This is a genomic window from Bacillus sp. GW823-FHT06A11, from assembly GCF_058795355.1.
Genome location: NZ_JBXAHS010000002.1, coordinates 53,963 through 65,977, shown reverse-complemented (window position 1 = coordinate 65,977; position 12,015 = coordinate 53,963). Strand labels below are relative to the sequence as shown.

Below are 12,015 nucleotides of genomic sequence, written 5' to 3'. Positions count from 1 at the left end.
ACTAAAACTAGTCTCTAGGAAAGGAAGACTTTACATGATATATCCTTACAAAGAAAAAAATCCGAAAATTGCGAGTAGTGCTTTTATCGCTGACTATGTTACGATTACAGGCGATGTTTCCGTTGGCGAGGAATCAAGTATTTGGTTTAATACGGTCATCCGTGGTGATGTGTCACCAACAATCATTGGAGACCGAGTAAATGTACAAGACCAATGTACACTCCACCAAAGCCCTCAATATCCTCTTATTTTAGAAGATGATGTTACAGTTGGGCATCAAGTTATTTTACATAGCTGTCATATTAAAAAGGATGCTTTAATTGGAATGGGATCCATTATATTAGATGGTGCTGAAATTGGTGAAGGAGCTTTTATCGGCGCTGGAAGCCTCGTTTCACAAGGAAAGAAAATTCCACCAAACACGTTAGCTTTCGGTCGTCCCGCGAAAGTCATTCGTGAATTAACAGAAGAAGACCGTAAAGATATGGAGCGTATTCGTACGCAGTATGTTGAAAAAGGTCAATATTATAAATCACTACAAAAATGATTTTACTGCTGCCATAATACTGGCAGCTTTTTTTATATAAAAACTAACTTTTTCTTTACAAAACATTATTACTCCCTCAACAAAATCTTATTAAAATAAAAGCTAATATCTCCATATATATGTAAACGAGGGAGGAGAATTTTCATGAAGGTCAGTGGATTATATAAAATAGAATGTTACATTTTTAAAGGAATTAATCGCTACTTTGATCAAAAAACATTAAATATCTTTTTCAGCAATATAACCCATATCGGTGGTGCTACTTTCTCCATTGCACTTACACTTTTCTTTTTAATTTTTGCAAAAGGGACTTTACACCAAGCGGCAATCGCTGCTGCTATTTCTTTAGCAATTAGCCATATTCCTGTACAAATATTAAAAAGGTGGTATCCACGAAAACGTCCGTATTTAACAATTCAGGATGCGAAATATCCAGTCCATCCATTAAAAGACCACTCTTTCCCGTCTGGTCATACAACAGCCGTTTTCTCTGTCTTCATTCCATTTATTTGCTATAATCCAAGCTTACTTGCTTTCCTATTACCGTTAGCATTATGCGTCGGTATTTCTCGTATTTATTTAGGGCTTCACTATCCGTCAGATGTATTCGTCGGCATGTGCCTTGGCACTTGCTCTGGCATCATCTCTTTTTATCAATTCATCCCACTTTTCACATAAAGGAGTGATATGATGAGAGTCGCCATTTTTACCGATACTTTTACGCCACAAGTTAACGGGGTTGCGAAAACGTTAGAACGATTAACAAGTTACTTTCAAAAAGAACAGATCGCCTATTCTGTTTTCGCCCCTCAACATACAGCTGAAGATAATTTCGTGGCTAATGTGAACAAGATGAGAAGTATCCCGTTAACAATATTATATCCAGAATGTCGCTTTTCTTTTCCTACTCCGCGTATTAAACGGGAACTTCATTCCTTTAAACCTGACATTATTCACATTGCCACACCTTTCAACATGGGACTTTGTGGACTGTATTACGCCAAAAAGTTAAACATCCCAGTTGTCGGTTCTTATCATACTGATTTCGATGCGTATTTACGCTATTACAAAATTGAATTTCTCTCCAATATGCTTTGGAACTATTTAAAATGGTTTCATAGTCATATGCAAAAAAATTTCGTTCCCTCCCCTGAAACATTACATCAATTAAAAAATAAAGGCTTTCAGGCCCTCTCCATTTGGGGACGTGGTGTAGATTGCACACTCTTTCATCCAGCTTACAATACAGACCTATTCCGAAAAAAATATAATATTACAGCGAAGTACGTTCTTTCCTATGTAGGACGAATTGCTCCTGAAAAAGATATTGATACGTTGCAAAACCTTATCGTTAAAACATCGCATACTCGAAACGACATTCATTGGCTCATCGCAGGAGACGGACCTCTAGCAACAAATTTGCGTGAAGCTGTTCCACAAACAAATGTCACTTTTACTGGCTATTTACAAAGTGCAGATTTAGCTGAAGCATATGCTTGTTCTAACATAATGGTATTTCCATCAGCTACTGAAACATTCGGAAATGTCGTACTTGAATCACTCGCATGTGGCACACCTGTCATTGGTGCAAATAGTGGCGGGGTTAAAAATATTATTACAGATGGAAAAACGGGAATTCTTTGTCCCCCTAAAAATGAGGATGCATTTCTATCATCCATTTATTCTTTATTGCAAAATGAAGAAAAACTTGAGCAGATGGGAATAGCAGCTTCATCTTTTGCAAAATCAAAAAGCTGGGATGAGATCTTTCGCGGCTTACTTAACCAGTATGAAGAAGTCCTTCAGCATACCGCATCAGAGTTACTTGCTTGAACAGAAAAACTCCCTTCAAAAAACGAAGGGAGTTTATTACACACTTGTAAATTTTAGTTGAATGAATGATACATAAGGTGAAATATCATTTATTTCCATATTCATTATAGCAAAAATAAACATAACTAAACAGACTTGTAATAAAAACCCATAAAAATTAATATATGGTTATACAGTGTTTTTGCTGTATAATGATTTTAAGAATTCCCCTTAAAATCAACTTACTCACATACCTTTATACAGCAATTGTTCCCCAATTCTGTATATCAAAAAACCTTTCATTCATTTGAAAGGTCTTTTTGAGCCTGCACATATTCTTCTTTTGTATTTACATTTATAAACCAATCTGTATTCGCTTGTACATCTTCTCCAGCAACATACTTCACATTACATTGTGATAAAAGCTGCCCCATACTTCTTTTCTCTTCCTGAAGTAAAGCATAAATCTTTTCTTTCACACGGTTATGATACGCTGCAAGCAGCGGCTGTTTTCTTCCATTAATAATAGGTACAACTGCATCATATTCATTGCTCGTTTGCTCCAGTAAAATGGTAAACCATTCATGCGAAACATTTGGCGCATCGCAAGGCATAATAGCATACCAATCTGCTTCTATGTATTCCATTCCTGATACAATACCGGCCAGCGGTCCATTCCCTTTATAGTGCGGGATATCTTCTATAACAGGAACTTGTACGAATTGCTCTACTCGCTCTTTTATATCAGAATGACTAATGACTACAACTTCTTGGAGCGCACTTGTCATCTCTTTCAAAATATGCTCAATAAAAGTACTACCTTGCCAGCTCGCTAACGCTTTCGGCTCACCAAATCTACTCGACATACCGCCCGCTAATACAATTCCAGCCCACCTACTCATTGGCGATGTAGCTCAAATGTAATATGGCCTAATTCCGGTAAAATTAATTTATTCATCGCAAGGCGAACCGCCCCGCTCGATCCTGGCATCGAGAAAACTACTTTGCGCCCAATTGTACCCCCAATCGCTCTACTTAACATTGCGCTGCTCCCGATATCTTCTAAATAACTAATCATGCGGAACAACTCACCAAACCCGACAATCTCTTTATCTAATAGAGCTGACACTGCTTCAATTGTTACATCACGCTTCGTAATACCAGTACCGCCATTTGTTAATACAACATCTACATCTTCCTTATGATAACCAGCTAACACTGCTTGCTGAATACTTTCTTTATCATCTTTTACAATTTCATAAGAGGTTACTGTATGGCCCGCTTCTTTTAACAATTCATGTAATAGTTGTCCGCTCTTATCCGTTTCTTCCGTACGTGTATCGGAAATCGTAACAATCTTGCAACGCACTTCTTTTGGAGCTTGTTTTTTATGTTCAGTTACACTCATTTTTTATCTTTCCTTTCTTAAAGACTTTTCTTCATTTTATCATACATATCTTTACACAATTATGTATGAAGCCAATCATGCGCCATGATACAATATAAGTATACTAACCCACAAAAAGGAAACTGCACTTTCTTATACTCCTAGACTACATATCTTTAGTTACTCTTTATATTTTCTACATAATAGAATTCAATTTTAAAACTTGTACTAAAAAATAAATTGGAGGTCTACATAGTATGGAACTTTATAAAAAATTAACAACAACATTCATCCTCTTATTCATCGCTTCAATCACTGTCGGCTTTTCCTTAAAAGGTGCAATTCCATACGCTACATTAGTAAGCATTATATTCGCGACACTATTTTTACTAAGCAGTGCCTTTTGCGCAGGTAAAGCACGTCAAATGAAAGGTTGATTGCATATCTTCCAGAAGAAATCCACCCTTTGTAAATCATGTAAAAGGAAATACAAACGTATGAAAAGGCATGGATTCATATGCCTTTTCCAGCAAGTGGCATGACTAATACGAAAAAGTATATTGAGCTAGAAGGCGAAGTATATTGCAAATCATGCATTCAAATTGTAAGTAAAACGAAATAAAAAAAGCTTTGCGCTCACCGCGCAAAGCTTTTTTTCATATATTATAGACCAGCTTGCTCTTTTAAAGCTGCAGCTTTGTCTGTACGTTCCCATGAAAGATCTACATCAGTACGTCCGAAGTGGCCGTAAGCTGCTGTTTGTTTGTAAATTGGGCGACGTAAGTCTAGCATTTTAATAATACCAGCTGGGCGAAGATCGAAGTTGTTACGAACTAGTTCTACTAGTACGTCTTCAGATACTTTACCTGTGCCGAATGTATCAACTGAAATTGATACTGGTTGTGCTACACCGATTGCGTATGCAAGTTGTACTTCTGCTTTGTCAGCAAGACCAGCTGCTACGATGTTTTTCGCAACATAACGAGCTGCATATGCTGCAGAACGGTCAACTTTTGTTGCATCTTTACCAGAGAATGCACCGCCGCCATGGCGAGCGTATCCACCGTAAGTATCAACGATGATTTTACGTCCTGTTAAACCAGCATCACCTTGTGGTCCACCAATTACGAAGCGGCCAGTTGGATTAATGAAGAATTTCGTTTCTCCATCCATTAATTCTGCTGGTACTACAGCTTTAATTACGTGCTCTTTTAAGTCGCGATCGATTTCTTCCCATGTAACATCTGGGTGATGTTGTGTAGAAATTACGATAGTATCAACACGTACTGGTTTACCATTTTCATCATACTCAACTGTAACTTGCGTTTTTCCATCTGGACGTAAGTATGATAATGTATCATCTTTACGTACTTCAGTTAAACGGCGAGCTAATTTGTGAGCAAGCGAGATTGGAAGTGGCATTAACTCTTGTGTTTCATTACATGCGAAACCAAACATTAAACCTTGGTCTCCTGCACCAATTGCCTCAATCTCAGCGTCAGTCATTTGACCTTCGCGTGCTTCTAGCGCTTGGTCAACACCCATAGCGATGTCAGCAGACTGCTCATCGATAGATGTTAAAACAGCACAAGTTTCTGCATCGAATCCGTATTTTGCGCGTGTGTAACCAATGCCTTGAATTGTTTCACGAACGATTTTTGGAATATCTACGTAAGTAGAAGTCGTAATTTCCCCCGCTACCAATACTAAACCAGTTGTTACAGTTGTTTCACAAGCTACACGTGCATTTGCGTCTTTTGATAAGATCGCATCTAAAATTGAATCAGAAATTTGGTCACAAATTTTATCTGGATGTCCTTCAGTTACAGACTCAGATGTGAACAGATGACGTTTTTTTGTCATGTGGTAAACCTCCCTACAGTAATTGTATATATTGTACGGAACTCATCCTTAATTTGCCACAAACTGCGACATACATTTATTCTCCCACACAAGCATACAGAAAAACCTTTCCTACTTTACATAGAGGAAAGGTTTAATTTGCTACTTGCATACTGCTTTTTGCCCTTCGCTCTTATCGTTCGAGACCTGTAGCCTCGCACAGGTTTTAGCACCTATTCACCTGCATTTATCAATACAAGTGAGGTTGCTGGGCTTCATCGGGCCTGTCCCTCCGCCAGCTCGGGATAAGAGAGTATCCGTCCCAACCTATACTAAAGAAATGATATTCATTTGTCAATTAATATTCACATTTTCCTGAAAGTTTTTCTCAATACGCCTGAAATGAAATATTAATAGGGAAATAATACATTCACACAAACAAAAAGAAATAAATAGTATACATTATTTATATAATTGTGTTATACTCTTGTTGGGGATTACGAGAAATATTTCATTAAATGAAAAGGATGGTATATAAATATGAGTACTGTGAATGTCCAAATTGGTTTACACGAATTATTGAACGGAAGCAATGCACAGATTCAACTAAGTGTTCCGCAATTAGTGGAAAAAGTATTAATGCGAAATGAAGGGAAATTAACTTCGACTGGTGCCGTTTCTGCTTCAACTGGAAAATATACAGGACGTTCTCCTAAAGATAAATTTATTGTGAAAGAAGCATCGGTTGCTGACAAAATTGCTTGGGGAGCTGTGAACCAACCGATTTCTGAAGAACATTTTAATAAATTATATACTAAAGTTTTAGAATACTTAAAAGAAAAAGAAGAGTTATTCGTCTTCAAAGGATTTGCAGGCGCTGACCGCAATTACCGCCTACCAATTCAAGTTATTAACGAATATGCATGGCACAATTTATTTGTACATCAATTATTCATTCGTCCAACTGAAGAAGAATTAACAACTCATGAATCAGAGTTCACAATTGTTTCTGCACCGAATTTCAAAGCTGATCCAGCTGTTGACGGTACAAACTCTGAAGCATTCATTATGGTTTCATTCGAAAAACGTATCGTACTAATTGGTGGTACAGAATACGCTGGAGAAATGAAAAAATCAATCTTCTCTATTATGAACTTCTTATTACCTGAACAAGATATCCTTTCTATGCATTGCTCTGCAAACGTAGGTGAAGAAGGCGACGTAGCACTATTCTTCGGTTTATCTGGAACAGGTAAAACAACATTATCTGCTGATCCAAACCGTAAATTAATCGGTGATGATGAGCACGGTTGGTCTGATAACGGTGTATTCAATATTGAAGGCGGTTGCTATGCAAAATGTGTAAACCTTTCTCACGAGAAAGAACCACAAATTTTCGATGCAATCAAATTTGGATCTGTTTTAGAAAACGTTATCATTAATGACCAAACGCGTATCGCCGACTACAACGATACTACTTTAACAGAAAATACTCGTGCTGCATACCCTATGCATGCGATCGACAATATCGTACTGCCAAGTGTTGCTGGACACCCAAATACAATTATTTTCTTAACTGCTGATGCATCTGGCGTATTGCCTCCAATCAGTAAGTTATCAAAAGAGCAAGCTATGTATCATTTCTTAAGTGGTTACACTAGTAAACTAGCAGGAACAGAGCGCGGCGTTACATCTCCGCAAGCTACATTCTCAACTTGCTTCGGTTCACCATTCTTACCACTTGATGCATCTCGCTACGCTGAAATGCTTGGTGAAAAAATCGAGAAACACGATGCGAAAGTATTCCTAGTAAACACTGGCTGGACTGGCGGCGAGTACGGAGTTGGTAAACGTATGAACTTAGGTTATACTCGTGCAATGATTCAAGCAGCATTAAGCGGCGAACTTGCAAAAACTGAAACAGCTAAACATGACATCTTCGGTCTTGAAGTTCCACTTCACGTACCAGGTGTACCTGACGAAGTGTTAATGCCTGAACAAACTTGGGCTGATAAAGCTGCTTACAAAGCAAAAGCAATCGAGCTTGCAAATGAATTCAAAGAGAACTTCAAAAAGTTCGAAAGCGTTTCTGAAGATATCATTAACTTAGGCGGTCCAATCGCTTAAATTAAAACTTTCTGTTGGAATAACCCTTTACTCATATGAATAAGTGTCGTGTAACCGTAAAGTTTCGCGTACTCACCGACAAAACCCAATGCGGCTTAACGGTTACACACACTTACATAAAAAAGAAGCTTACGTGAAAACGTAAGCTTCTTTCTATATCTTATATAAAGTGAAATGCTAATCTCTTCATCTGTGACCTAGATTATAAAATTACAGCTTCGAATATATACATTATATCACTACTCGCTACATCTCTCGAGTTTCACATCGTATGGGGTTAAAAAAGGCCCTGACCGCTTCTATTTGTGGCTGGATCATCTATTCCATCTAAAAAGAAGTCTTTTATCTTTTTATCTCTTTTAGCTCTTTGTTAGTTCTTTCTCATCTTTCATGCTATAGTATCCTAAATTCACAACGATTAAGAAATAACCACCCATAATCCCTACTGCAAATGCCCACATAACCATGTGGTGCTCAATTTCGTACATAATAATAGCACCCAAAATGGCAGCTGCAAAACGGTTAAACATACCGAGTGTCGGTGCTTTCGTCTTCTTTACAATACTATCTCCAAGCTTCTCAATTCTTCTCCCTAGAAGCCAAACGCAATACATACTTACAATAAGCCCAATTCCAGCGCCTAAAAAGTGTGCTGAAAACGGTGTTAACATCCAACCTAGTAACAAAATACCTAGTATATAATACGATTGGATTTTAAATGATCTTAGTGACATACTAATCATGCTGTACCTCTCTTCATTCGTTCTTATCTATCCAACAAAAAATTTCTTTCAAATTCATATTCCTTACATCCATTTCACTCAAATTAAAAACAACATAAACAGTATGTTTATGTTGTTTAAATGCTTTTAGAAAATAATATTATACAAGATTTCAAACATTATATTCTCATATTTTGTGACGGTTTTTCAAACTTTTTTCGTCCATTTATGAAAAAAATGATATCAATTTATGAACATACGGATATGATGTAATAAGCACACAAATAAAGGGGGCGTCTAATGATTTATTTTTTAATGGCTCTCATTCATCTCATTATCCCTGCACTTATCGGACTTTCGTTGTATTGGTACACGAAAAACCATAGCATTTTTTACGCTGTCCTCGGTGTTCTTCTTCCAGGTATTATTCTTATTACACTCTTCCGTATTCCATTTTTAAACTTAATTCCACTTATTACTGCTATCTTATTTCTCATCTTCTTACCAAAAATAAAAAAATAGGAAAGCAGATCATAGGTGATCTGTTTTCCTATTTTGATATAGGTTCCCCTGCAATAGAATGAACTTTTACTTTCTCCGATTTCACAAACCATAGACCGACAAAAATGATAATTCCACCGATGATTTGTTGAAACGATACATATTCATTTGCCCAGACAGCTGCAAATAAAACAGCTACAAGCGGCGTTATATACATATATACCATCGTATGTGACGCCCCAATTTTTTGAACACCAACATACCACATTACTAGACCAAATACTGTGACAAAGAAAATAGAATATAGTAAAGCAAATAGTGTCATTCCGTGAGTAATGTGAAATGGCCTGACAAACACATGCGGACCACTTAACAATAATAGCGGAATCGCACCCACTAATGCAGACCATGCTGTAACACGTAATGCTGAATATTTTTTAATTAATGGTCCTGCTAAAACAGGATAAAGCCCCCAGCATATTGATGTAATAAGTCCAATTCCATTGCCATAAAAAGAACTAGTAAGTGAATGTCCTGCTACTAAAACTAATGCTGCACCAACAAAAGCAATCATAGAACCGATTAACTTTCGAGAAGAAAAATTTTCTTGTTTCAGAAAAATCGCAAATACAGTTGTAAAAATAGGTGAAATAGAAATGAGTAAAGAGGCATTTGTAGCGGATGTATATTTGACAGTTTCCATAAATAACGTTTGATACAGTACAATACCTACAACGCTAACGATGATTAGTCTAGGTATATCCTTTCGCTCCATATAAACCGACTTTTCAATAAAAAAGGTAAGAAGTAACAGGAGCGGTGCCGCCGCCATCATACGAAGTGCAGTAAATTCAATTGCTGTAAATTCTAAAAATCCATACTTTGCAATCGTATAGTTAATCCCCCAAATAATAACAACACTTAAAATTAATAACTCAATTCCCCATCTTCTCATGCGTATCCCCTCCGCAAAGAAGATTATACAGAAAATTCAATCACATGTACATTTCATTATGTGAAAAAATCTTTTTACTATTGGGACGTTTTGGTAAATGAAATTATATCGGCGATTTTTTCAATATATCGACAATAATAGCGACTTATAAAATAAAAAAATGTGAGTCCAAAATACATTTTGGACTCACATTTCCTTTACTATACTCGAACGTGTAATTTCATATTTGGATTATAAAACTGGCTTGGGCTCTTCAACTGAAAAGTTCCTCCACCTTCATGCCAATCAACCGTTAACTTATCGTCCATAAATACAAGCTTTGTACGATCAGCGATAAAATTCATTGTGCTTGATTCAATATCCACATCGCGCTCATCTTTCTCTGCTACAGCTACTAAATCGATGATTCCGCTCATAACACAACCGCAACCCTCATTATCGTAAAATAACTTTATATATTTCGCTTCACTTGGAATCGTATCCATAATCTTTTTATATGCTGCTTCTGTTACAGTAACGTACATATGTTAATCTTCATCCTCTCTTCTCTTATCATTTATATATTGTATCACCATTTTTCTTAAAAGTTATATACAGAAAATTAAGACTAATATACAATGTATGTCATAAAGTTTCAGCAATCGAGCTTTTATGAGTAGTTCATGCAGGAGAAAGGATGTTTACTATCTGTGTTCAAACTACAACGATATCCTATGTTATTAGGTCTATTTAGTAGTTTCTTCATTTCTAGCGGAATGCTATTACAGCATGTACTTCCCTATTCTCCTTCTATTGGCTGGATTCTAGGTTTTATTTGTTTCCTATCCACTTCTTATTTTGCTACGAAGAATACAAACAACTCATAAAGCAAGAATCATCTTAAGGAGGATTATCAAACATGCCAGCCTTAAAAAAAATAGAGCAATCACTCGATCACTTATTTCAAATTGAAAAATACGGAAAAGATAGCGCCTTTAGTCGATTTATCCCAGCCGTATATGATCCTATCAAATTTCCTTGGCAACAATTTTTCGAAGCAAATTTTGTAGATTTATTTAACGGCCTTATGATGCACGGATCTGAAAATGTAAACAAAGTATTTTTAGCTGTATTCCCTACAGATGACGTTCTTGAAACATTCATTTCACAATCCACACCCGGTGATTTACTCTTTATGCACCATCCCCTTGTAATGGAGTGCGGTGATCCAATTGGAAGATCAGGCCGCGGTTTCATACCAATTCCTGAAAAATATTTGCAAGGAATAAAGGAAAAACAACTTTCTATATATACATGTCACGTACCAATGGATTTTCATCAAACACATGGAACGAGTATTTCAATTGCAAAAGCATTAAATGCTACTGTAGTGGACAACTTTGCATATGGAGGTCCAGAACAAGAACCAGTTGGCCTTATTTGTGAAATAGATGAAACATCAACAGAAGCACTCCAAAAACATCTAAAACAACTCTTCCAGATTCCTTACACAGACTTCGAAGGTAAACGACATGATTCCATCAAAAAAATCGCAATTATCGCTGGATGTGGCGATGTTGTATCTTTAATGAAGGAAGCAGAAGAAAAAGGTGCTGAAGCATATATTACAGGAGAAATCCATTGCCATATCGACAATAATTACGGCCGACATAAATACTCGCTCATTATGGATTATGTAAAAGAAACGAATATGTCTCTAATTGGCGTGTCACACTCTGCCTCTGAATATTTAGTAAAAGAGACATTGATGTATGATTGGTTTAAAGAGAATTTTGATGTGGATGTTATTTTGCTTCCGCAGGAGAAATGGTGGCTCTAACACTACTTAATTCTCCTCCCGCTATCTTTTGAAATCTAGACACAAAATACGATCTGCCACACAAAATTATAGAATTCATAATATATATATAGTAGTTCTATTTTAAAAACTAGATTTTGAAAATATAGAAAGGAGAACATATATGTACCCACGTAATTATTTTAGTTGCGACGGCAGGCGCAACAGCGGTTCTAACGGAAACACTGGGCCCACGGGGAACACTGGGCCCACGGGGAACACCGGACCCACGGGGAACACCGGACCCACGGGGAACACCGGACCCACGGGGAACACCGGACCCAC

Annotated in this window: 14 protein-coding genes and 1 riboswitch; of the genes, 8 read left to right on the top strand and 6 right to left on the bottom strand. The window is 36.9% G+C overall.

Annotation, left to right across the window (positions count from 1 at the left end):
• The first annotated feature begins 34 nt into the window (after positions 1–34).
• The 3 genes from AC1Q8L_RS08780 to AC1Q8L_RS08770 all read left to right on the top strand — a co-directional run bounded on the left by AC1Q8L_RS08780 (position 35) and on the right by AC1Q8L_RS08770 (position 2,380).
• Positions 35–547 (top strand): gamma carbonic anhydrase, encoded by a 513-nt coding sequence (locus AC1Q8L_RS08780; RefSeq protein WP_000640208.1) that lies wholly within the window; start codon positions 35–37, stop codon positions 545–547.
• Between the two features lie 144 nt (positions 548–691).
• The gene (locus AC1Q8L_RS08775) at positions 692–1,225 is read left to right on the top strand and encodes a phosphatase PAP2 family protein (RefSeq protein WP_000868578.1); all 534 of its coding nucleotides are present in this window, start codon (positions 692–694) and stop codon (positions 1,223–1,225) included.
• 12 nt (positions 1,226–1,237) lie between these two features.
• Positions 1,238–2,380 (top strand): glycosyltransferase family 4 protein, encoded by a 1,143-nt coding sequence (locus tag AC1Q8L_RS08770; protein ID WP_098361132.1) that lies wholly within the window; start codon positions 1,238–1,240, stop codon positions 2,378–2,380.
• Positions 2,381–2,658: 278 nt separating this feature from the next.
• Here the strand turns inward: AC1Q8L_RS08770 and AC1Q8L_RS08765 are convergent, their stop codons facing one another.
• Together AC1Q8L_RS08765 and AC1Q8L_RS08760 are read right to left on the bottom strand one after the other, a co-directional pair.
• Complete coding sequence (locus AC1Q8L_RS08765; RefSeq protein ID WP_000092360.1) at positions 2,659–3,261, bottom strand: molybdenum cofactor guanylyltransferase; 603 nt, start codon at positions 3,259–3,261, stop codon at positions 2,659–2,661.
• Positions 3,258–3,767, bottom strand: a complete 510-nt coding sequence (locus tag AC1Q8L_RS08760; protein ID WP_000117130.1) for a MogA/MoaB family molybdenum cofactor biosynthesis protein — start codon at positions 3,765–3,767, stop codon at positions 3,258–3,260. Before AC1Q8L_RS08760 ends, AC1Q8L_RS08765 begins: the two co-directional genes overlap by 4 nt.
• A gap of 236 nt (positions 3,768–4,003) precedes the next feature.
• On the opposite strand from AC1Q8L_RS08760, the gene AC1Q8L_RS08755 reads away from it, so the two are divergent.
• Entirely contained in the window at positions 4,004–4,183 is a 180-nt protein-coding gene (locus AC1Q8L_RS08755) for a hypothetical protein (RefSeq protein ID WP_000424797.1), read from the top strand.
• Positions 4,184–4,409: 226 nt separating this feature from the next.
• Here AC1Q8L_RS08755 and metK read toward each other — a convergent pair whose 3' ends face one another.
• Positions 4,410–5,609: a methionine adenosyltransferase gene (metK, locus tag AC1Q8L_RS08750; protein ID WP_000163117.1), complete on the bottom strand. Its 1,200-nt coding sequence runs from the start codon at positions 5,607–5,609 to the stop codon at positions 4,410–4,412.
• A gap of 169 nt (positions 5,610–5,778) precedes the next feature.
• Positions 5,779–5,900: riboswitch (SAM riboswitch) on the bottom strand.
• 228 nt (positions 5,901–6,128) lie between these two features.
• Here metK and pckA point away from each other — a divergent pair.
• The gene (gene pckA / locus AC1Q8L_RS08745) at positions 6,129–7,715 is read left to right on the top strand and encodes a phosphoenolpyruvate carboxykinase (ATP) (RefSeq protein WP_053563510.1); all 1,587 of its coding nucleotides are present in this window, start codon (positions 6,129–6,131) and stop codon (positions 7,713–7,715) included.
• A 359-nt stretch (positions 7,716–8,074) separates the two neighbouring features.
• On the opposite strand, the gene AC1Q8L_RS08740 is transcribed toward pckA, so the two are convergent.
• Positions 8,075–8,458 carry an ATP synthase subunit I gene (locus AC1Q8L_RS08740; RefSeq protein WP_000624926.1) on the bottom strand — a complete coding sequence of 128 codons (384 nt, stop codon included), beginning with the start codon at positions 8,456–8,458 and terminating at the stop codon, positions 8,075–8,077.
• Positions 8,459–8,737: 279 nt separating this feature from the next.
• Between AC1Q8L_RS08740 and AC1Q8L_RS08735 the strand changes: the two genes are divergently transcribed.
• Positions 8,738–8,959: a hypothetical protein gene (locus AC1Q8L_RS08735; protein ID WP_000639042.1), complete on the top strand. Its 222-nt coding sequence runs from the start codon at positions 8,738–8,740 to the stop codon at positions 8,957–8,959.
• 28 nt (positions 8,960–8,987) lie between these two features.
• On the opposite strand, the gene AC1Q8L_RS08730 is transcribed toward AC1Q8L_RS08735, so the two are convergent.
• Entirely contained in the window at positions 8,988–9,893 is a 906-nt protein-coding gene (locus AC1Q8L_RS08730; protein ID WP_001255405.1) for a DMT family transporter, read from the bottom strand.
• Between the two features lie 200 nt (positions 9,894–10,093).
• The gene (locus tag AC1Q8L_RS08725; RefSeq protein ID WP_000289570.1) at positions 10,094–10,417 is read right to left on the bottom strand and encodes an iron-sulfur cluster biosynthesis family protein; all 324 of its coding nucleotides are present in this window, start codon (positions 10,415–10,417) and stop codon (positions 10,094–10,096) included.
• 165 nt (positions 10,418–10,582) lie between these two features.
• On the opposite strand from AC1Q8L_RS08725, the gene AC1Q8L_RS08720 reads away from it, so the two are divergent.
• A complete protein-coding gene (locus tag AC1Q8L_RS08720; protein WP_098284230.1) occupies positions 10,583–10,759 on the top strand; it encodes a hypothetical protein in 177 nt (58 codons plus the stop codon).
• Between the two features lie 32 nt (positions 10,760–10,791).
• Positions 10,792–11,712 carry a Nif3-like dinuclear metal center hexameric protein gene (locus AC1Q8L_RS08715; RefSeq protein ID WP_098311936.1) on the top strand — a complete coding sequence of 307 codons (921 nt, stop codon included), beginning with the start codon at positions 10,792–10,794 and terminating at the stop codon, positions 11,710–11,712.
• Positions 11,713–12,015 lie beyond the last annotated feature (303 nt).

Coding starts and splice junctions, on each gene's coding strand:
- AC1Q8L_RS08780 (WP_000640208.1), top strand. CDS start 35: ATGATATATCCTTACAAAGAAAAAAATCCGAAAATTGCGAGTAGTGCT.
- AC1Q8L_RS08775 (WP_000868578.1), top strand. CDS start 692: ATGAAGGTCAGTGGATTATATAAAATAGAATGTTACATTTTTAAAGGA.
- AC1Q8L_RS08770 (WP_098361132.1), top strand. CDS start 1,238: ATGAGAGTCGCCATTTTTACCGATACTTTTACGCCACAAGTTAACGGG.
- AC1Q8L_RS08765 (WP_000092360.1), bottom strand. CDS start 3,261: ATGAGTAGGTGGGCTGGAATTGTATTAGCGGGCGGTATGTCGAGTAGA.
- AC1Q8L_RS08760 (WP_000117130.1), bottom strand. CDS start 3,767: ATGAGTGTAACTGAACATAAAAAACAAGCTCCAAAAGAAGTGCGTTGC.
- AC1Q8L_RS08755 (WP_000424797.1), top strand. CDS start 4,004: ATGGAACTTTATAAAAAATTAACAACAACATTCATCCTCTTATTCATC.
- metK (WP_000163117.1), bottom strand. CDS start 5,609: ATGACAAAAAAACGTCATCTGTTCACATCTGAGTCTGTAACTGAAGGA.
- pckA (WP_053563510.1), top strand. CDS start 6,129: ATGAGTACTGTGAATGTCCAAATTGGTTTACACGAATTATTGAACGGA.
- AC1Q8L_RS08740 (WP_000624926.1), bottom strand. CDS start 8,458: ATGATTAGTATGTCACTAAGATCATTTAAAATCCAATCGTATTATATA.
- AC1Q8L_RS08735 (WP_000639042.1), top strand. CDS start 8,738: ATGATTTATTTTTTAATGGCTCTCATTCATCTCATTATCCCTGCACTT.
- AC1Q8L_RS08730 (WP_001255405.1), bottom strand. CDS start 9,893: ATGAGAAGATGGGGAATTGAGTTATTAATTTTAAGTGTTGTTATTATT.
- AC1Q8L_RS08725 (WP_000289570.1), bottom strand. CDS start 10,417: ATGTACGTTACTGTAACAGAAGCAGCATATAAAAAGATTATGGATACG.
- AC1Q8L_RS08715 (WP_098311936.1), top strand. CDS start 10,792: ATGCCAGCCTTAAAAAAAATAGAGCAATCACTCGATCACTTATTTCAA.